Source organism: Parahoeflea alexandrii, assembly GCF_024105735.1.
Lineage (GTDB): Bacteria > Pseudomonadota > Alphaproteobacteria > Rhizobiales > Rhizobiaceae > Hoeflea > Hoeflea alexandrii.
In genome coordinates this window covers 519256-539328 of sequence record NZ_JAAAML010000003.1, presented here as the reverse complement: position 1 = coordinate 539328, position 20073 = coordinate 519256, and the positions used below count along the sequence as shown (strand labels likewise).

General features: G+C 62.3%; 19 protein-coding genes. 10 read left to right on the top strand and 9 right to left on the bottom strand.

Annotated features, from left to right (window positions below; translation table 11 throughout):
• Positions 1-14 precede the first annotated feature (14 nt).
• Together GTW23_RS17485 and GTW23_RS17480 are read right to left on the bottom strand one after the other, a co-directional pair.
• A complete protein-coding gene (locus tag GTW23_RS17485) occupies positions 15-464 on the bottom strand; it encodes a DNA polymerase III subunit chi (RefSeq protein WP_152009272.1) in 450 nt (149 codons plus the stop codon).
• An 8-nt stretch (positions 465-472) separates the two neighbouring features.
• Positions 473-1960: a leucyl aminopeptidase gene (locus GTW23_RS17480; RefSeq protein ID WP_252916718.1), complete on the bottom strand. Its 1488-nt coding sequence runs from the start codon at positions 1958-1960 to the stop codon at positions 473-475.
• Between GTW23_RS17480 and GTW23_RS17475 the strand changes: the two genes are divergently transcribed.
• From GTW23_RS17475 to rsmA, 7 genes are all read left to right on the top strand, one after another.
• Entirely contained in the window at positions 1947-2234 is a 288-nt protein-coding gene (locus tag GTW23_RS17475; protein ID WP_252916717.1) for a hypothetical protein, read from the top strand. The two genes, GTW23_RS17480 and GTW23_RS17475, sit on opposite strands and share 14 nt — an antisense overlap.
• 90 nt (positions 2235-2324) lie before the next feature.
• The gene (locus tag GTW23_RS17470; protein ID WP_193217285.1) at positions 2325-3530 is read left to right on the top strand and encodes an LptF/LptG family permease; all 1206 of its coding nucleotides are present in this window, start codon (positions 2325-2327) and stop codon (positions 3528-3530) included.
• 2 nt (positions 3531-3532) lie between these two features.
• Positions 3533-4615 (top strand): LPS export ABC transporter permease LptG, encoded by a 1083-nt coding sequence (gene lptG, locus GTW23_RS17465; protein ID WP_152011555.1) that lies wholly within the window; start codon positions 3533-3535, stop codon positions 4613-4615.
• Entirely contained in the window at positions 4612-6978 is a 2367-nt protein-coding gene (locus tag GTW23_RS17460) for an LPS-assembly protein LptD (RefSeq protein ID WP_382264750.1), read from the top strand. Before lptG ends, GTW23_RS17460 begins: the two co-directional genes overlap by 4 nt.
• A gap of 134 nt (positions 6979-7112) precedes the next feature.
• Entirely contained in the window at positions 7113-8048 is a 936-nt protein-coding gene (locus tag GTW23_RS17455) for a SurA N-terminal domain-containing protein (RefSeq protein ID WP_152009276.1), read from the top strand.
• A 12-nt stretch (positions 8049-8060) separates the two neighbouring features.
• Positions 8061-9107, top strand: a complete 1047-nt coding sequence (gene pdxA, locus GTW23_RS17450) for a 4-hydroxythreonine-4-phosphate dehydrogenase PdxA (protein ID WP_252916715.1) — start codon at positions 8061-8063, stop codon at positions 9105-9107.
• Positions 9107-9937, top strand: coding sequence for a 16S rRNA (adenine(1518)-N(6)/adenine(1519)-N(6))-dimethyltransferase RsmA (gene rsmA / locus GTW23_RS17445; RefSeq protein WP_252916714.1), 831 nt, complete (start codon positions 9107-9109; stop codon positions 9935-9937). The genes pdxA and rsmA overlap by 1 nt, the downstream gene beginning before the upstream one ends.
• A gap of 38 nt (positions 9938-9975) precedes the next feature.
• On the opposite strand, the gene GTW23_RS17440 is transcribed toward rsmA, so the two are convergent.
• Positions 9976-10437, bottom strand: coding sequence for an Lrp/AsnC family transcriptional regulator (locus GTW23_RS17440; RefSeq protein WP_152009279.1), 462 nt, complete (start codon positions 10435-10437; stop codon positions 9976-9978).
• Positions 10438-10550: 113 nt separating this feature from the next.
• Here GTW23_RS17440 and GTW23_RS17435 point away from each other — a divergent pair, with 113 nt between their 5' ends.
• Positions 10551-11756 carry a methionine gamma-lyase gene (locus GTW23_RS17435; RefSeq protein WP_252916713.1) on the top strand — a complete coding sequence of 402 codons (1206 nt, stop codon included), beginning with the start codon at positions 10551-10553 and terminating at the stop codon, positions 11754-11756.
• A 48-nt stretch (positions 11757-11804) separates the two neighbouring features.
• Here the strand turns inward: GTW23_RS17435 and GTW23_RS17430 are convergent, their stop codons facing one another.
• The gene (locus GTW23_RS17430) at positions 11805-12257 is read right to left on the bottom strand and encodes an Lrp/AsnC family transcriptional regulator (RefSeq protein WP_324288446.1); all 453 of its coding nucleotides are present in this window, start codon (positions 12255-12257) and stop codon (positions 11805-11807) included.
• Between the two features lie 126 nt (positions 12258-12383).
• Between GTW23_RS17430 and GTW23_RS17425 the strand changes: the two genes are divergently transcribed.
• Entirely contained in the window at positions 12384-13091 is a 708-nt protein-coding gene (locus GTW23_RS17425; RefSeq protein WP_252916711.1) for an aspartate/glutamate racemase family protein, read from the top strand.
• Positions 13088-15475, top strand: coding sequence for a transketolase-like TK C-terminal-containing protein (locus tag GTW23_RS17420; protein WP_252916710.1), 2388 nt, complete (start codon positions 13088-13090; stop codon positions 15473-15475). Before GTW23_RS17425 ends, GTW23_RS17420 begins: the two co-directional genes overlap by 4 nt.
• Before the next feature lie 25 nt (positions 15476-15500).
• On the opposite strand, the gene gmk is transcribed toward GTW23_RS17420, so the two are convergent.
• The 5 genes from gmk to GTW23_RS17395 form a co-directional block, all read right to left on the bottom strand.
• Complete coding sequence (gene gmk, locus GTW23_RS17415) at positions 15501-16157, bottom strand: guanylate kinase (protein ID WP_152009284.1); 657 nt, start codon at positions 16155-16157, stop codon at positions 15501-15503.
• A 2-nt stretch (positions 16158-16159) separates the two neighbouring features.
• Positions 16160-17047: a YicC/YloC family endoribonuclease gene (locus GTW23_RS17410; protein ID WP_252916709.1), complete on the bottom strand. Its 888-nt coding sequence runs from the start codon at positions 17045-17047 to the stop codon at positions 16160-16162.
• Between the two features lie 54 nt (positions 17048-17101).
• Positions 17102-18331: an endolytic transglycosylase MltG gene (gene mltG / locus GTW23_RS17405; RefSeq protein ID WP_375588866.1), complete on the bottom strand. Its 1230-nt coding sequence runs from the start codon at positions 18329-18331 to the stop codon at positions 17102-17104.
• 114 nt (positions 18332-18445) lie between these two features.
• Positions 18446-19711, bottom strand: coding sequence for a beta-ketoacyl-ACP synthase II (fabF, locus tag GTW23_RS17400; protein WP_252916708.1), 1266 nt, complete (start codon positions 19709-19711; stop codon positions 18446-18448).
• A gap of 99 nt (positions 19712-19810) precedes the next feature.
• Positions 19811-20047 carry an acyl carrier protein gene (locus GTW23_RS17395; RefSeq protein WP_152009288.1) on the bottom strand — a complete coding sequence of 79 codons (237 nt, stop codon included), beginning with the start codon at positions 20045-20047 and terminating at the stop codon, positions 19811-19813.
• Positions 20048-20073 lie beyond the last annotated feature (26 nt).

The window sequence follows — 20073 nt, the reverse complement described above, 5'->3', positions numbered from 1 at the left end:
GCCGTGTCAGGTATCTAGGCCTTCTTTTCCCAGCGGCGGTCCGGGGTCTGCTGCCAATAGGTTAGCGTGTGACCGCCGGCCTTCAGGGTCTTCCACTGGGCGCGGGCCGCATCGAGCTGGTTCTGATCATGGCCGTCAAACATCATCACCAGGCGCTCCACTCCCTCAAGGGCAGGAACATCGGCGCCATCGGCGACAAAGCGCACGGTGGCGCCATTGGCTGCTTCGGGTTCCAGCGTGAGCAGCACCGGCTGCCTCTCGGCATGCGGCGACTGAGCGCTGCCGTGCGGCAGGAAACTTTCCTCGCGCCAGGTCCACAGATGCGCATCAAGCGCGGCGCAGCGTTCCTCGCTGCCGACGTGCACGGACACCCGCCAGCCGCGCTCGAGGCTTTTCTCCAGCAGCGGCGGCAAGGCGTCTTCGAGCCTGGACTCGGTCAGATGATAGAACAGCACCTCGGCCATGAGCCTTCCTAGCCCTCGTAGTTGGCGCGCACCAGTTCATCGAGCAGCCGGACGCCAAAGCCCGAGGCCCAGGACTGGTTGATGTCGGTCGAGGGCGACCCCATGGCTGTGCCGGCGATATCGAGATGCGCCCACGGCGTTTCACCGACGAAGCGCTTGAGGAACTGCGCCGCGGTGATCGATCCGGCATAACGGCCGCCGGTGTTCTTCATGTCGGCGAACTTGGAATCGATCATCTTGTCGTAGGCCGGATCGAGCGGCAGGCGCCAGACCCGCTCCTGGGTGACCGCGCCGGCCTTGCTGAGCGCCTCCGACAGCTTGTCGTCGTTGGAGAACAGGCCGGCATGGTGCTGGCCGAGCGCCACCATCACCGCACCGGTGAGCGTTGCCAGGTTGATCATGATCTCGGGCTTGAAGCGATCCTGGCAATAGGTCAGCGCATCGCAGAGCACCAGGCGCCCTTCAGCATCCGTGTTGATGATCTCGATGGTCTGGCCCGACATCGAGCGGACGATGTCGCCCGGACGCTGGGCTGCGCCGTCAGGCATGTTCTCGACAAGTCCGATGATGCCGATGGCGTTGACCCTGGCCTTGCGGGCGGCCAGCGTATGCATCAGGCCGGTGACGGCCGCAGCGCCGCCCATGTCGCCCTTCATGTCTTCCATGCCGGCCGCGGGCTTGATGGAGATGCCGCCGGTGTCGAAGACGACGCCCTTGCCAATGAAGGCCAGCGGCTTGTCCTTGGCCTTGCCGCCCTGCCATTTCATGATCGCCAGGCGCGGCGGGCGCACGGAACCGAGCGAGACACCGAGCAGCGCCTCCATCTTGAGCTTCTTCATTTCCTTTTCGGTGAGAATCTCGACTTCCATGCCAAGCGCTTCAAGCTCCTTGGCGCGGGCTGCGAACTCGACCGGGCCGAGCACGTTGGCCGGCTCGTTGACCAGGTCGCGGGCCAGCTTCACCCCGTCGGCGACCGCCTGGCGGCTGGCGAAGGCCTTCTTGCAGGCCGCGGCGTCCTCATGCTGGAAGACCACGGTGCACTTGCGGGCGCCATTGTCGTCATCGTCCTTCTTCTTGGTCTTGTAGAGGTCGAACGAGTAGGCGCGCATCAACAGCCCGAGCGCCATGTCGGCGGCAGCCTCCGCTGAAACTTCGTCCGCGTCCCCCAACAGAACGGTGACCTTCTCGGCCTTGCGGATTTGGGTAAAGGCCTTGCCGCCGATCCGCATCCATTCGTGCGCGGAGAGCTTGCCCTGCTCCCCTGCCCCGACGAGCGCGATACGGTCCGCAGCCGCATCGACGGGCGCAATCACATCGGCGGTCGAACAGAGCTTGCCGGAGAAGCCCGCAACCTTGACCGCCTTGTCGAGCTGGCCGCCGGGGTCCACGCTGCGAACAATCGATGGCACGGGTTGGCTCGACGAGCCGAGAGCGACGACCAGTCCTCCAGTGACCTTTGCTGATTTGGAAAAACTGATTTCAATGCTCATCGACATGACGGCTCCAATGGATTCTCTTGATTTGCGTGGGTCGCGATCTTGGCGCTTTCGCGGCAGAAGGCAAGAGCGGATGGGCGCAACACGCCGCAAATTCCCGCGCTCTCATGACGAACCGGCTTTGCGTCGAAAATTGGGCCTGATCCGGATTGTCCTTGAGCTGACAGCGGCGCTGCCGAAGCTTCGTATCAAGCCATATTGCATTTGCGTTACACCGCCGCAACAATATGTTAACCGCATTTGTTTGCCACACATTATCCAATTTGAGATTTGATAAGGCCGGTGCATGGTTGGGCTGGTCGAACCGGGGCACTGAGGTGCCAAACGAATCATGGTTCCGCTCGGGCTGCTCCGGAAAGGCGAAATGAAGCAGATTGAACGTTACATATTTCGCCGTATGAGTTCGCTGACCTTCTGGTCGCTTTCCGCGGTGACCCTGCTTGTGCTGACCACGCAGGTGCTCATACGTGTCAATGTGCTGACGACCACCGGACAGGCGTTCGGAGCCTTCGCCATGCTTGCGGCCACGCTTATTCCCTCGGTGGTGCCCATCGTCGCCGCTTTTGCGCTGCTGATCGGGGTCAGCCAGGTGCTGTCGAGCATGAATTCGGACAGCGAACTGGTTGTCGTGGAAGCCGCCGGCGTGCCACCGACCACGGTTCTCAAACCGGTTCTGGCGCTGTCAGCGGCGATTTCGCTGATGGTGCTCGTGGTGAGCAATTTCATCGAGCCATGGGCAAACGGCAAGCTCTATGACGTGATCGCCGAGGCGCAGTCAGACCTGTTTTCGGTCGCCGTACGCTCCGGCGCCTTCATGAAGCTCGAGGATGGCCTGTACGTCCAGGTCAACGAGAAGCTGCCCGGCGGCGAACTCGGCGGGATCTTTCTCTCCGACACCCGTACCGAGGGCAACGAAACCATTTACTACGCGCGCAGCGGCGTCATCCGGAAATCTGAAGAGACCGATACAAACATCCTCTACCTGGTCGATGGCGAATTGCAGCAGCAGGATCTCTCCAACAACCGGATCTCGATCGTCACCTTTTCATCCTACGCCCTGGACATGGCCGCGTTCGTTCCCGCAGGCGGCTCCGCGGCAAAGCGCCCGAACGAGCGATCCACCCTCTATCTCCTGGATCCGGACCCCGACGACTACTACTACACAGGTCCGAAAAACATGATCCAGCAGGAGCTGGTGAAGCGGTTTTCGACGTGGACCTATCCGCTTGCCTTCGGGCTTGTGGCGTTTTCCTTCCTCGGAAAGGCGCGCTCGAACCGGCATGAACAGTTTCAGAACGGGGCACTGGTCGCAGCCATCGCGCTGAGTGCCCGCGGGCTCGGGTTCTACAGCACCGAAGCGGCAGGCATCAGCCCGGTGATGGAGGCGATATCCTATCTCGTGCCGGTAAGCCTGATCGTGGTCTTCGGCTTTCTGACCATCAGCGGCCGGGCACTGACGATCCCGAAGGCCTGGGCCCAGCTCAACAACCGGCTTTTCGACAACCTTTCCGGCTTGCTCGAACGGTTTCAGGGCAACCGCGAGAAGCCGGGTGAAGGACGCTCGGCATGACAATCCTGGCCTCCACTCTTTCGCGCTATTTCTTCAGTCGCTACATGACGACGTTCCTTGTCTACTGCTTTGGACTGCTGCTGGTGATCCTCTTGGTGGATTTCAACGAGACCAGCCGGCGCCTGTCGCGCGCGCCCGACTACACGGTCGCGCTCGGGCTGTTGGTCTCGGCGCTGCGCGTCCCCAGCGTGCTGCAGCTGATCATTCCGTTTGTCGTGTTGATCGCCTCGATTGCCACGCTCATGCAGCTCAATCGGAAATACGAGCTGGTGGTAACGCGCGCTGCGGGAATCTCCGCCTGGCAGTTCCTGGCCCCCCTGATCATTGCCAACCTGCTGATCGGAGTTCTGTCGATCACCGTTCTCAACACTCTCGCGGCAAGCGCTATGCAAAAAGCCGAGGACATTGTCGTTGAAAGCAATCTCGGCAGCCGGCAACAGACCAATGCCGCGCCCTGGCTGCGACAGCGAACTGCAGAAGGCGATACCGTTCTTGGCGCCCGGGCCAGCTCCGACGGTGGTACCAAACTCTCCGGCGCAACCTTTTTCCTGTTCGATCAGGACCAGCGGATCAGGGAACGGCTGGAGGCCGAGAGCGCACGGTTGGGGGATGGCGTGTGGGAATTGACCAAGGTCAAGCGCATCCGCGGCTCGCAACCGGTTGAAGAGCTTGAGAGCACAACCGTTCCGACCAGTCTCAAGGCGGAATTTGTTGGCGAATCATTGACTTCACCGGAAACCGTGCCGTTTTTCGAGTTGCGGGAGAAAATTGCCGCGGCCAAATCCTTCGGCCTTCCGGCAACCAGCTACGAGACTCAATTCCACCGTTTGCTGGCTCTTCCGGCGCTTTTGGCGGCCATGACACTTATCGCGGCGATGGTGTCGCTCAAATTTGTTCGATTTGGTCAGTCTTTAACGGTCATCCTGGGTGGAATCCTGGCGGGCTTCGTGCTTTATGTCGTCTCCGAGTTGATCCAGGCGTTCGCGAATGCCGGGACCATCCCGCCGGTCGTGGCGGCATGGCTTCCGGTTTTGGTCGCCTCGGCATTGGGGACAACAGTGCTTCTCCACAAGGAGGACGGATAGTGGCGGGTGTGCGCCGGTCGAGAGTTCATGCGTTTGCTGGCGTCTTGTGCGCCGGCGTGGCCTTTTGCACCATTTTTTACTTTGCCGCGCCGCAGGCTGCCGCCCAGATCGTGGCGCCGGACGGCATCAGTGTTGCCGAAGACGCAAAGATGCTGCTGGCAGCCGACGAACTGATCTACAACAACGACACCGGCGTGGTCGTCGCCAGTGGCGGCGTGCAGATCGATTATGACAACTACAAGCTCGTCGCCGACCGCGTCGAATATGACCAGAACAGCGGCCGGATGCAGGCCTTCGGTTCGGTCGAGATGATAGAGCCGACCGGTAACCGGATTTATGCCGACAATCTCGACATCACCGACGACTTCGCCGATGGATTTGTCAACGCGCTCAGAATCGAGACACCGGACAACACCCGTATAGCGGCTGAAAGTGCTGAACGCGGTGACGGCCAGACCACCTTTAACAACGGTGTCTACACCGCGTGCGAAGCATGCGAGGACGACCCGGAGCGCGCGCCGCTGTGGCAAGTCAAGGCCAAACGCGTCATCCAGAACGGCGAAACCAAGACGATCCGGCTTGAGCAGGCGACCTTCGAACTTTTCGGCATGCCGATTGCCTACCTGCCCTTTCTCGAGATCCCGGATCACGACAGGAAGCGCAAGAGCGGTTTCCTGACGCCCAGTTACCTGACTGCCGACAACCTCGGCACCGGTGTGTCGATCCCCTACTACTGGGCGATCTCGCCCTATATGGATGCGACCTTCACCGGCAGCGGCTACACCAACCAGGGCTTTCTTGGTGAGGTCGAATTCCGGCAGAACTTCGCCAATGGCGAACACACACTGCGCATGGCAGGCATCTCCCAGACCAATCCCGGCGACTTCGATGCCGGCACCTCCGACAGCCTGGTGACCGAGCGCGGCATGATTGCCTCGCGAGGCCAGTTCCGGATCAATCCACGCTGGACCTTCGGCTGGGACGGGATGCTGCAGTCCGACAACAATTTCTCGCGCACCTACGGGATTTCCGGCTATTCGGAGAACACGGTCAAATCGGAAGTGTACCTGACCGGCCTGTCAAACCGCAGCCATTTCGATCTGCGCAGCTACCGGTTCGACATTCAGGACGCAACCACGACAAACCTGACCGAGAGGCAACAGGCGACGATCCACCCCTCGCTCGACTACACCCGCACCTTCTCCGATCCGGTCGCCGGGGGCGAGCTTTCGCTGAACGTCAATGGTTATTCGGTTTCCCGCAATGCTGACGACATCACCACGCGCACCGGGCTTGCCGCGACCGATCCCCTGTTTGCCGACCGCTACAAGGGCTTCGCCGGCGCCAATTCGCGTCTGAGCAGCGAGCTCGAGTGGAGGCGGACCCTGACCACGGCCAACGGCCTGCGCCTGACCCCCATCCTGGCGGCGCGCGGCGACCTGAATTCGGTCAATATCGACACAGCGCCCACAGATTACAACGGCACGTTCGCGGGCAATGGCTCGCATGCCCGCGGCATGGTGACCGCCGGCCTGGAAGCGAGCTATCCGGTGCTTGTGACTACTGCTGGCTCGAGCCATGTGTTCGAACCGATCGGCCAGATTTTCGTGCGTCCCAACGAGCGGCTGGCCGGCGGCCTGCCCAACGAAGACGCGCAGAGCTTTGTGTTCGACACAACTTCGCTGTTCGAGCGTGACAAATTTTCCGGTTTCGACAGGACCGAGGGCGGCACCCGCGCCAATGTCGGCCTGCGCTACACCGGCAGCTTCGACAACGGGCTGAAAACCCACGCGGCGTTCGGCCAGTCCTATCACATTGCCGGCCTCAATTCCTTCGCATCCCCGGATCTCTCGCAGGCGACCCGAAACGCCGGGCTGGAGAACGATGTCTCTGATTTCGTCGGCATGGGCGGCCTGTCCTTCAACGGCCTCTCGCTGGCCGCATCGGCGCGGTTTGACAAGGACGATTTCCGCATGGAACGCACCGATGTGCGCGCAGGCTTCAGCCGTGGCCGGCTCAGCACCTCGATGACCTATACGGAAATCAAGGCACCGCGTCCGTTCGTTGTCGGCGACGAGGACCGCCGCGAAGTCACCGGCTATGCCTCGCTCAAGGTGCATGACTTCTGGCGCGTCGCCGCATCGACCAGCTATGATCTGGTCGACAAGAAATTCAACCGGCAGGCGTTCGGGATTCTCTACGAGGACGAATGCTACGCGTTTTCTTTCGCCTATGAGAGCATCCGCGACGACGGCAACACCAACGCCCGCGACTGGAAGATCGGCGCCCGGCTGAGCTTCAGGACGCTTGGCGGCATCGGGACAGGTGATGTTGAAAGCCCGCTGCTCAAGCCCAGTTTCTGATTCAAGCAGTCCGATGCAAGGGAAAGCGTGCCCTACCCGCCTCGTTTTTGCCGCAAGCAACAGGCATTTACGGGCGGCGCCGGATTTGCAAGACTGGCAATGATCCGTTTGACCGGACAAGAGGACACGAAAGCATGACATCTTCCGCGATCTTTCGCCTTACCGGACTGCTGCTGGCACTGACACTGGCGCTGCCTATGTCGTTTGCGCCCATGCGCGCTGCAAATGCCGCCAGCGAGATCAAGATCATCGTCAACAACCAGGCGATCACCAGCGTCGATATCGCCCGCAGGGCGGCATTCCTCAGACTGCAACGCACGGGCGGAAACCTGAACCAGAAAGCGCGGGAACAACTGATCGAGGAAGCGCTCAAGCTGCAGGAAGCCGCGCGGATCCGCGTGCTGGCCTCCGATTCCCAGGTAGATGCGTCGTATGAGCGGTTCGCCGCCTCCAACAACCTGTCGGCCAAGCAGATGAACCAGGTGCTCAACCAGGCCGGTGTGACGCCAAAGCATTTCAAGTCCTTCATCCGGGTGCAGATGAGCTGGCCAAGGGTGGTTGGCGCAGTCACCGGCGGTGGCGGCATTTCCACCCAGGATCTCGTGACGAAGATGCTCGAGCGTGGCGACGACAAGCCGTCGACCACGGAGTATTTTCTGCAGCAGGTGGTTCTGGTGGTGCCGGCGAACAAGCGCTCGAACGCGGTGCTGAACGCGCGCAAGCGCGAGGCAGACCAGCTGCGCCCGCGCATTCAGGGCTGTGACAACACCGCATCGACCATTACCGGTCTGCGCGACGTGTCGTTGCGCCAGCTTGGGCGCGTCATGAAGCCGGAATTGCCGCCGGAGTGGAAGCCGCTCATTGAACGCACGGATGCCGGCGGAACCACCTCGGCGCGGATCACGGAACGCGGCGTTGAATTCATCATCGTGTGCTCGGCCAAGACCGTGTCGGACGACAAGGCCGCGGAAATGGTGTTTCGCGCAGAGAACGCCGATGCCGGCGATTCCGCGGAGGCAAAGAAGTACCTCGCCGAACTGCGCAAGCGTGCGGTCATTGCCAACAAGTAGGAATTCCCCCACATGAACGGGCACCGCCGCGCGCTGGCCTTGACCATGGGCGACCCGGCCGGAATTGGCCCGGATCTGGCGCTTGCAGCCTGGACACATCGTGGGCAGCTTGAGCTGCCGGCCTTCCTGATGATTGCCGATCCGGCGATGCTCGCCGAGCGGGCGCAGCTGCTCGGCCTGGATGTTCCGCTGGTGGAGGCCACCGCGGAAAGTGCCGTGGCGAAGTTCGACAGCGCTCTGCCCGTGCTGCCGGTCGAACTCGCCAGGCCCGCCGTGCCGCGCCATCCGGATTCGGGCAATGCGGAGGCGATCATCGAGGCCATCCGTGTCGCGGTGGAACTGACCACGGCTGCCAGAACCCGGGCGGTTGTGACCAATCCAATCGCAAAATCGGTGCTCTATGCATCCGGTTTCGGCTTTCCCGGCCACACCGAGTATCTTGCCCATCTGGCGAGCGAGAACACCGGCCATGCCGTCACTCCGGTAATGCTGCTTTCAGGCCCTTCCCTGCGCGTTGCTCCGGTCACCATCCACATCCCGCTCAGGCAGGTTCCCGATGCGCTGACGACCGGCGCGATCGTGGAGACCACACGCATTGTGGCTCATGATCTCGGCCGCCGTTTCGGCCTGACACGGCCGCGCATCGCGGTTTCGGGCCTCAATCCGCACGCCGGCGAGGATGGCGCTCTGGGACGCGAGGACGGCGAGGTCATCCTGCCCGCGATTGCCCTGTTGAAGGCCGAGGGGCTTGATGTCACAGGTCCGCTGCCGGCTGACACGATGTTTCATGCGGAGGCCAGGGCGGGGTATGACGCGGCGATCTGCATGTATCACGATCAGGCGCTGATCCCGGCGAAGACGCTGGGCTTTCACGATTCGGTCAATGTGACGCTCGGCCTTCCCTTCATCCGCACATCGCCCGATCACGGCACCGCCTTCTCGCTGGCCGGCAAGGGCGAGGCCCGCGCCGACAGCCTTGTGGCGGCACTGAAGCTTGCCGCCAGGATGGCCAATACCGAGATTGAAACCGCAACCCTTCAAGCATTGAGCAGGGTCTGATGGCCACCACCCCCGACGGCCTTCCACCGCTGCGCGATGTCGTTGCCACGCACGGGCTGGCGCCGAAAAAAGCGCTTGGGCAGAATTTCCTGTTCGACCTGAACCTGACTGCCAAGATCGCCCGGTCGGCCGGCCCTCTCGAGGGCTTCACCGTGTTCGAAATCGGCCCCGGCCCGGGTGGGCTCACCCGGGCGCTGCTGGCCCAGGGCGCTTCCCGCGTCGTCGCGGTCGAGCGCGACCCGCGCTGCCTGCCGATCCTGGCCGAGATCGCTGCACATTATCCCGGTCGGCTCGAGGTGGTGGAGGGAGATGCGCTCGAGACCGACCTTGCGGCCCTGGCCAATGGCGCTCCGGCCAAGATCGTCGCCAACCTGCCCTACAATGTCGGCACGCAATTGCTGATCAACTGGCTCACTGCCGATGTCGACCATCCGTTCTGGACGTCAATGACGCTGATGTTCCAGAAGGAGGTCGGCCAGCGGATCGTGGCCGTGCCGGGATCGAACCACTACGGCCGCCTGGGCGTGCTGGCAGGATGGATCGCGCGCAGCGAGATCCTTTTCGACGTGCCGCCACAGGCCTTCACGCCGCCGCCGAAGGTCACGTCGAGCGTGGTGCAGCTCGAACCGCTGGCCGACCGCCTGCCCTGCGACCTCGCACGGCTCGAACGCGTCACCCACGCCGCCTTCGGCCAGCGCCGCAAGATGCTGAGGCAGAGCCTGAAACCCTTGGGCGGAGAAGCCTTGCTGGAACGGCTCGGGATCGAGCCCACGCGCCGCGCCGAGACGCTGAGTGTCGCCGAATTCTGCGCGCTGGCTCAGGCTCTGTAGACTGGCGACAAACCCTCAATCCCGGCTGCCTTCATTGCCTATGACGGCAGCGCCGGAAACACGCCGGTTTTCTTGACGGTTCCGTAGACGATGCTCGTGTCGATCGACGCAATGCCGCCGATGGCGTGGATGCGGTTGCGGATAAAGTCCTCGTAATGGTCAAGACCGGCGACCACGACTCTCAGCAGATAATCCGCCGGTCCGGTCATCAGATGGCATTCGAGCACTTCATCGATCGCCCTGATGCGGGCCTCGAACTCCTGGATATGGCTGCCCGTGTGCCGCTCGAGCCGGATGCGGATGAAGACCGTCATCGGCAGTCCGTAGGCCCTGGCGTCGACATCGACGCTGTAGCCGCGGATCACGCCGCTGTCCTCGAGGTTGCGAAGCCGGCGCAGGCATGGCGAGGGTGACAGGTTCACCGCTGCAGCGAGATCCTGGTTGGTCATGCGGGCATTGGCCTGCAGCGCCCGGATGATCTGGCGATCCTTGCTGTCCATCTTCCCGCTCCCTGGCAGATAATGCCAAAACTGATGTCTGTTGAAGCACAAATAGCAATCAAATGCCCTTCAAGATAGGGCAATCTTGCTGCACCACCGGAAAGGATCCCGTCATGAAAACCAGCAGCAAGAACTTCTCCACCCGCGCCATCCACCACGGCTACTATCCGATGGATCATCAGGGGGCGCTGACGCCGCCGCTGCATCTGACGTCGACCTTTGCCTTTGACAGCGCCGAAGCCGGCGGCGAGATGTTTGCGGGCGAGCGACCGGGCTACATCTATTCGCGCATTTCGAACCCGACGCTCGACCTGCTGGAGCAGCGCATCGCGGTGCTTGAAGGTGCAGAGGCCGGGCTGGCTCTGGCATCCGGCATGGGCGCCATCACCGCGGCCCTGTGGACGCTCTTGTCCCCGGGTGACGAAGTCATCGTCGACAAGACGCTCTATGGCTGCACCTTCGCCTTCATGCGCCACGGGCTATCCAAGTTCGGCATCACCATCACCCATGTCGACATGACCGATCCGGCCAACCTGACACCGGTGATCTCCGAGAAGACACGCGTCGTCTATTTCGAGACACCGGCCAATCCGAACATGCGGCTCGTCGATATCGAGGCCATCTCGAAGATCTCCCATGCGAGCGGTGCGACGGTGGTTGTCGACAACACCTACGCCACCCCCTACCTCACCCGTCCGATCGAGCTCGGCGCCGACATCGTCGTGCATTCGGCGACCAAATATCTCGGCGGCCACGGCGATGTCGTCGCCGGTCTGCTTGTCGGCAGCGCGGAACAGGTTTCCGAAATCAGGATGTTCGGCATGAAGGACATGACCGGCGCGGTGATGGCCCCGTTCAACGCCATGCTGATCCTGCGCGGGCTGAAGACGCTCGCGCTCAGAATGGAGCGGCATTGCGAAAATGCGCAGAAGGTCGCCGCCATGTTGGAGGCGAGCGAAGGCGTGGCGAAGGTCCATTACCCGGGTCTTGCAAGCTTCGAGCAGCACGAGCTTGCGCTGAGGCAGATGCCCGGCTTCGGCGCGATGATCGCTTTCGAACTCGACGGCGGCATCGAGGCCGGACGGCGGCTGATGAACCGGCTTACCATGATCGGGCGTGCGGTCTCGCTGGGCGACGCGGAATCGCTGATCCAGCACCCGGCGAGCATGACACACTCGACCTACACCGCCGAAGAGCGGGCCGAGCACGGCATTTCCGACGGGCTGATCCGTCTGTCCGTCGGACTTGAAGATGTCGACGACATCATCGGCGATCTGGCCCAGGCGCTGAGCGATGATGCAGTCCGCGCAGCGGCGTGAGGATGCACGACTCGAATGCGCGGGACAAGGACGGTCAGGCTTGCGGGGTCACGGGGTTCTTGCCGGCATAGCCTTGACCCGGCGCAGGGGGATGGAGGATTCGATCGCCGCCACGCCTTTCACCCGCGTCAGCTGCTGGGTCAGGAAACGCTCGAAATCCGCCAGATCCCGGGTGGCGACGCGCATCAGGTAGTCGCGATTTCCGGTCATCAACCAGCAGTCAACGACTTCCGGAAAACGGTTGATCGCGGCCTCGAAAACCGCCAGCGCCTCGTCCACCTGCTTGTCGAGGCGCACGGACACGAAAACGGAAACCGGAAAGCCCAGCGCGGTCTCTTCGAGCTTGGCGTGATAGCCGGTAATGATACCTTCGGCTTCGAGTTGCCGGATGCGTCGCGAGACAGGGGTCGGGCTCAACCCGACCTCCTCGCTGAGCTCATTGAGTGAAATACGGCCATGGACCGCCAAGCGACGGACAATCGCCATATCGATATCATCCACGCGGATTACCCCCATTATCGCCTCAATATACGCGATATATCACCAATAAATGCGGCACAGGAAGCAGAAAATGGCATCAATTTGCTCAAGCAGGATGTTACTGTGAAGGGACACGGGAGAGGATACATGAAGACGATCGGTCTGCTGGGCGGGATGAGCTGGGAAAGCACCGTCACTTATTACCAGTTGCTCAACGGGATGGTGCGGGAACGGCTGGGTGGTCTGCACTCCGCCGAAATCCTGATGCGCTCGTTCGATTTCGCGCCGATCGCGGAGCTGCAGGCCGAGGCCAGATGGAGCGAAGCGGCGAAATTGCTGGTCAAAGCGGCGATCCGGCTGGAGGCGGCAGGAGCCGACTGCCTGCTGATCGGCACAAACACGATGCACATCTGTGCCGACGAAGTTCAGGCGGCGCTTTCCATCCCGTTGTTTCACATCGCTGACGTGACTGCCGAAGCGATCAAGGCCAGCGGCTGCCGCAAGCCGCTGCTGCTTGCCACCCGTTTCACCATGGAACAGGACTTCTACAAGGCGAGGCTCAGGGAGCGGCACGGGATCGAAGTCTGCGTACCCGAACAGCAGGAGCGCGACGACGTGCACCGCATCATTTACGAAGAGCTTTGCCAGGGTGTGATCAGCCCAGTCTCGAAGAACCGTTACCTGAGAATCATCGAAACTGCCCGGGCGCGTGGAGCCGACGGGATCATCTTCGGATGCACCGAGGTCGGGCTGCTGATCTCGCAGGATGATTTCGACATTCCCGCCTTCAACACCACCCAGCTTCACGCACAGGCTGCGGTTGATTTCGCACTTTCAGGGGACACTGCACGATGAGCCGTACCGACCATCTCAAGACAATCGAACAGCGGCTGCTGTGGCTGTCGCACTGGATGATCCACAATGCCAACCATATCCGCCCCAAGGCGGACGGGATCAAGGTCGGCGGGCACCAGGCGTCATCGGCCTCGATGGTGTCGATCATGACGGCGCTGTATTTCTCCGCGCTCAGACCCGAGGACCGGGTGGCGGTCAAGCCGCACGCCTCGCCGATTTTCCACGCGATCCAGTATCTGGTGGGCAACCAGACCCGCGAGAAGATGGAGAATTTCCGTGGGTTCGGCGGGGTGCAGTCCTACCCTTCGCGGACCAAGGATATCGACGACGTCGATTTCTCCACGGGCTCGGTGGGCCTCGGGGTGGCGATCACCTCGTTCGCCTCAATCGTGCAGGATTACATTGCCGCCAAGGAGTGGGGCCAGGATCTGCCGCTCGGGCGCATGGTGGCTCTGGTCGGCGACGCAGAGCTTGACGAGGGCAACATCTACGAGACGCTGCAGGAGGGCTGGAAGAACGACCTGCGCAACACATGGTGGATCATCGACTACAATCGCCAGTCGCTCGACGGCATCGTCCATGAGGGCCTGTTCCGGCGGGTCGAGAAGATCTTTGAGGCCTTCGGCTGGGACGTGGTGCGGGTCAAGTACGGCCACCTGCAGCGCGCGGCGTTCTCCGAAAAGGGCGGAGACAAGCTCAAGGGCTGGATCGACAATTGCCCCAACCAGCTCTATGCCGCGCTCACCTTCATGGGAGGTGCCGTGTGGCGCAAGCACCTGATGGACGACCTTGGCGACCAGGGTGACGTGACCGCGCTGATCGAGGGGCGTTCCGACGCTGAACTGGCCGTACTGATGGAAAACCTCGGCGGCAACTGTGTCTCGACCATGGCCGATGCCTTCGCCTCGATCGACCATGACCGGCCGGTGTGTTTCCTGGCCTACACGATCAAGGGCTGGGGCACGCCGATTGCAGGCCACAAGGACAATCATGGCGGGTTGATGAACAAGGCCCAGATGGCCGAGTGGCAGCGCCACATGGGCGTTCCCGAGGGAGAAGAGTGGGAGAAATTCGCAACCGTGAAGGATCCCGACACACTCCAGGCGTTCCTCGAGCGGACGCCGTTCTTTGCCAAGGGCCGGCGGCGCTTTTCCGACCATGTCATCGCCACGCCTCAGATCGAGCTCGCGTCCGAACGCGAGATCTCGACCCAGATGGCATTCGGCAAGATCCTTGATGAGCTGTCGAAGACGGACAGCGAGCTGGCGGCCCGGATCGTGACCACGTCGCCGGACGTGACCGGAACCACCAATCTCGGCCCCTGGGTCAACCGGCGCAAGCTGTTTGCCCGGGGAGCGCGCGCCGACACCTTCAAGACCCACAACATCCCCTCGACCGCCAAATGGGAGTTCACGCCCGACGGCCAGCATATCGAGCTCGGCATTGCCGAGATGAACCTGTTCCTGCTCTTGGGTGCCGCCGGCCTGTCGCATTCGCTATTCGGCAAAAGGCTGATCCCGATCGGCACGGTTTACGATCCCTTTGTCGCCCGCGGATTGGATGCGCTCAACTATGCCTGCTACCAGGATGCGCGCTTCATGATCGTCGGCACGCCCTCGGGCGTCACGCTGGCGCCCGAGGGCGGCGCTCACCAGTCGATCGGCTCGCCGCTGATCGGCTTGAGCCAGGACGGGCTGGCGGCGTTCGAGCCGGCCTTTGCCGACGAACTGGCGGTGATCATGAAATGGGCGTTTGACTACATGCAGAAAGATGGCGAGGGCGATCCGGACGAACGCACCTGGTTGCGCGATGAGACCGGGGGCTCGGTCTATCTGAGACTCACCACCAACCCGATCGAACAGCCGGGCACCCGTGCCGACGAGGATTTTCGCCAGGGAGCCATCGACGGGGCCTACTGGCTGCGCAAGCCTGGGCCAAACTGCGAGGTGGTGATCGCCTACCAGGGCGCCGTGGCGCCGGAAGCGATCCGGGCGGCGGGCCGCATTGCCGAGACAAGGCGCGATGTCGGGGTGCTTGCTGTCACCTCGTCCGACCGGCTCAACGCCGGCTGGACGGCGGCGCAACGGGCGCGGTCACGTGGCAATTCCAAAGCCCGAAGCCACATCGAGACGCTGACCGCCGCCCTGCCCCGGCACTGCAAGATCGTCACGGTCATCGACGGCCACCCGGCCACGTTGGGCTGGATCGGCTCGGTGCAGGGCCATCAGACCATCCCTCTGGGCGTAGAGCATTTCGGCCAGACCGGCACGATCGGCGATCTTTACCGGCATTTCGGGATTGACGCTGAGGCCATCGTACAGGCCGCCATCGGCCTGTCGGAAGGACGCCAGACCTTGCCGCCGTTGATGCGAACCGACAGTTGAGACGGCCCAGGGAAAAGCCGGAGGCTCAGCCTTCAAGCAGCCCCTGGACGAACTCGAACAGGCCGGGACGGCGGTCGCGGCGCAGGCGTTCGGCCTGGACGATGGCGCGCACCGCCGAATAGGCCCGGTCGAGATCGTCGTTGACGACGACGTAGTCATATTCGCGCCAGTGCTCGATCTCCGAACGGGCATTGGCGAGCCGTTGCTCGATCACATCGTCTGCATCTTCGGCACGACGGTGCAGACGGGCCCTGAGTTCATCCATTGAAGGCGGCAGGATGAAGATCGAGACCACATCGGCGCTCATCTTTTCCTGAAGCTGCTGTGCGCCCTGCCAGTCAATGTCGAACAGCATGTCCCGACCTTCGGCCATGGCCACTTCGGCGGCCTCGCGCGGCGTGCCGTAGTAATTGCCATGTACCTCCGCCCATTCCAGCAGCGCTTCGGAATCGCGCATCCGCTCAAACTCACGATGCGATTTGAACTGGTAGTGCACACCCTCGATCTCGCTGCCGCGACGCTGCCGCGTGGTCACGCTGACCGACAGACTGAGGCCGGTGTCATGTTCAAGAAGATTGCGGGCAATGGTGGATTTTCCGGCTCCGGAGGGCGAGGAAATCACCAGCATGAGGCCGCGCCGCTTGATGCGGGCCGAGGGAAGATGGGCGGGCGGCTGGCTCATCGCTACTCCAGATTTTGAACTTGTTCGCGAAACTGGTCTATCAGGACCTTCAAATCAAGCCCGATCGCAGTGACCGGCGCCGCATTGGATTTTGAACAGATGGTGTTGGTTTCCCGGTTGAACTCCTGGGCCAGGAAATCCAGCCGCCGGCCGACGGCGGCCTCTCCACCGATCAAGGCCTGCGCCGCCTCGACATGGGCCTTGAGGCGGTCGATTTCCTCACGCAGATCCGCCTTGGTGGCCAGAAGAGCAGCTTCCATGTGCAACCGGTCGCGATCCAGCCCGGCGCCGGTGTCCATCAGGCTTGCCACCTGCTCGGCCAGGCGGGCGCGAATGGCCTCGGCAGACCGCGACGGATCGGCCTCGACCGCGCGGGTCAGTTCTCCGATACGGTCGACCTGTTCGCCCAGAACCCGCGTCAGGGCCTTGCCTTCGGAAAGGCGCATGGCCTTGAGATCCCCCAGCGCCTTCATGAAGCCTGAAAGAACCGCCTCGTTGCGGGCCTGACGGGCCTCCTCGGTCAGTTCGGGATCGCGAAGTTCGAGAACACCCTTGATATTGAGAATGCCGTCAAGTGCTGGCTTGCGCGCATCGATCCGGTCCTCCAGGCGGTTGACGAGATCTATCACCGCATCGAGCGCGGCTTCGTTGACAACGGCCTCCACGGCCGTCGCGGAAGCACTAGTGGACAGCGACACCTGCAGATTGCCGCGGGTCATGGCCGCCGCCACGGCCTTGCGGACCGGTTGTTCGAGCACTTCGAAGCCCTGCGGCAACCTCAGACGGACATCCAGATTCTTGCCATTGACCGAGCGCAGTTCCCACACGAAGCGGAAGCCATCGACTTCGCCTTCATGACGGGCAAATCCCGTCATCGACTGGATCGCCATTGTTTCAGCCCCCTGTTCCCCCGGACCGGATCCGCCCGCCAGGACGGCGTCCGGTCAGTTGTTTTCGCCGCCCGCCCCGCTATCGGCCGGCTGATTTGCGGCAGCCGCCTCGGCGGCGGCCTTTTCCGCAGCCAGCGCCTTTTCGCGCTCGGCTTCAATCCGGCGCCAGCGCGCGACATTGGAATTGTGCTCGTCCAGCGTCTGGGCGAAGGCATGGCCGCCGGTGCCGTCGGCGACGAAGTAGAAATCGTCTGTCCGTGACGGGTTGGCAACCGCTTCCATCGCCTCGCGGCCCGGATTGGCGATCGGCGTGGGCGGCAGCCCGTTGATCACGTAGGTGTTGTAGGCTGTCGGCTTCTCGATGTCCGACTTGTAGATCGGACGGTCGGAGGGTTTTCCGGCACCACCGAACAGACCGTAGATGATGGTCGGGTCGGACTGCAGGCGCATGCCCTTGTTGAGCCGGTTGATGAAGACGCTGGCTACCCGCGGGCGCTCATCTGCCCGGGCGGTTTCCTTCTCGACGATCGAGGCAAGAATCACCAGCTCTTCGGGGGTTTCGAGCGGAAGATCGGGCGCGCGGCGGGCCCATACCTGTTCGAGCGCGCGTGTCTGCGCCTTGATCATCTGGTCAAGAATGTCGGCACGCGTGGTGCCGCGCGAGAATTTGTAGGTCTCGGGCAGCAAGGCACCTTCCGCCGGCATGTCCTCGGGGAGATCCCCGACAAGCATCTCGTCACTTCTCAGCCGGTCGAACACCTGCTGAACGGTCTGCCCTTCCGGCACGGTGAAGGAATGCAGGATGGACTTGCCAGATTGCATCAGCTCGACGATTTCAAGCATCGAGGCGCCGGCCTTGATCTCGTATTCGCCGGCCTTCAGCGTATCGTCGCCCAGCACGCCCTTTGCCCCGATCGAGAAGATCCGCTGGTTTGTCACGATGCCCTGGCGCTCGAGCCCGGCGGCAATCTGGTTCAGGCCCGCGCCTTCGCGCACCATGTAATTGGTGGTCCGGTCAAGCGGTCCGCGACCTTCGAATTCAGTCTTGCCGTACCAGAACACACCCACGGCGATGACGGCCACGAAGATGACAAGCGAAAGAATGAAATTGAGGAAGACGACCACCTGGTTACGGGCGCGGCGCGACCGCTTCGGTGGAGGCGGCGCCTTTTCAGGCTTCAGCGCCTGCGACGGCGAGACCGGAATGATCGGGCCGGACGGCGCATTGTTCTGGTCACCGGCGCGGCCAAAAATGCCATTGCCTTGATTGTTGCGGTCGTTCACGAGATCAATCTCCGCAGGAATTGAAACAGGGACGGCGTCCGTTGCAGTGTTCTGGCCGCTCAATGTGGCGAAATGCCGGTCCGGCAACGTGTCTTCCCGGACCGGGCACAGGTCTTACTGGTGTTGAAAACGCTTCAGCACGAGCGATGCATTGGTTCCGCCGAACCCGAAGGAATTGGACAAAGCAACATCGATCTTGCGCTTTCGCGCAACCTTGGGAACAAGGTCGATTGTTGTCTCGACTTCCGGATTGTCGAGGTTGAGCGTCGGCGGGGCGACATTGTCGCGGATGGCAAGCGCAGAGAAGACCGCCTCCATCGCGCCCGCGGCACCCAGAAGATGGCCGATCGACGATTTGGTCGACGACATCGAGATGCCATCAGCCGCCTCTCCGACCAGCCGCTCGACGGCGCCCAGCTCGATGGTGTCGGCCATGGTCGATGTGCCATGAGCGTTGATGTAGTCGATCTCTGCCGGCGTGATACCGGCGCGCTTGAGCGCCATCTGCATGCAACGGTAGGCCCCATCGCCATCTTCGGACGGCGCAGTAATGTGATAGGCGTCACCCGACAGCCCGTAGCCCGAGACTTCAGCGATGATATTGGCGCCGCGCGCCAGCGCATGCTCGAGCTCTTCAAGCACCACGATGGCAGCCCCCTCGCCCATGACAAAACCGTCGCGGTCGCGATCATAGGGGCGCGACGCCCTTTCCGGCGTGTCGTTGTAGGCGGTAGACAGCGCCTTGCAGGCGGCAAATCCCGCAAGCCCGATCCGGCAGATGGCGGCTTCCGCACCGCCGGCAACCATCACCTCGGCATCGCCGAGCGCGATCAGCCGGGCCGCGTCACCAATGGCGTGGGCGCCGGTCGAACAGGCTGTGACCACGGCGTGGTTGGGTCCACGCAAGCCGTGGCGTATCGACACCTGACCGGAGATCAGGTTGATGAGACGTCCGGGAATGAAGAACGGGGAGACGCGGCGGGGGCCCTTGTCGCGCAGGGTGTAGCCGGCCTCGACGATACCTTCGAGACCACCGACGCCCGAGCCGATCATCACGCCGGTGGCGATCTGGTCTTCACGCGATTGCGGGTTCCAGCCGGCATCCTTGAGCGCCATGTCGGCGGCGGCCACGCCGAACAGGATGAACTTGTCGACCTTGCGCTGTTCCTTGGGCTCCATCCAGTCGTCAGGATTGAAGGCTCCCTCGACCGACGGGTCGGTGGGAACCGAACAGGCTATCTGTGCGGGGATGTCGCTGACATCGAATGCCGTGACGCGTGACGCACCGTTTTGGCCGCCGATCAGGCGGGACCATGTTATTTCGGTGCCGCATCCCAGCGGAGAAACAACACCGGTGCCGGTAATGACAACTCTGCGCATCGTCTCAAGTCCCAGTCATGTCAAAATGCAAATAACCGGCGCAGGGTCTGCGCCGGTCCTGACAACGGACATCAGGTCCGCCGGTCAATTGAAGTCCAATCAGGACTGAGCAGACGAGATGTACTTGATCGCGTCGCCAACAGTCAGAATGGTGTCGGCGGCATCATCGGGGATTTCAACGCCGAATTCTTCTTCAAACGCCATCACCAGTTCGACGGTATCGAGCGAGTCCGCACCCAGATCGTCGATGAAGCTTGCGCTTTCGGTCACTTTTTCAGCGTCAACGCCCAGATGTTCGATGACAATTTTCTTTACGCGGTCTGCGATGTCGCTCATGTCGGATTCCTCGACCTGTTTCAAAT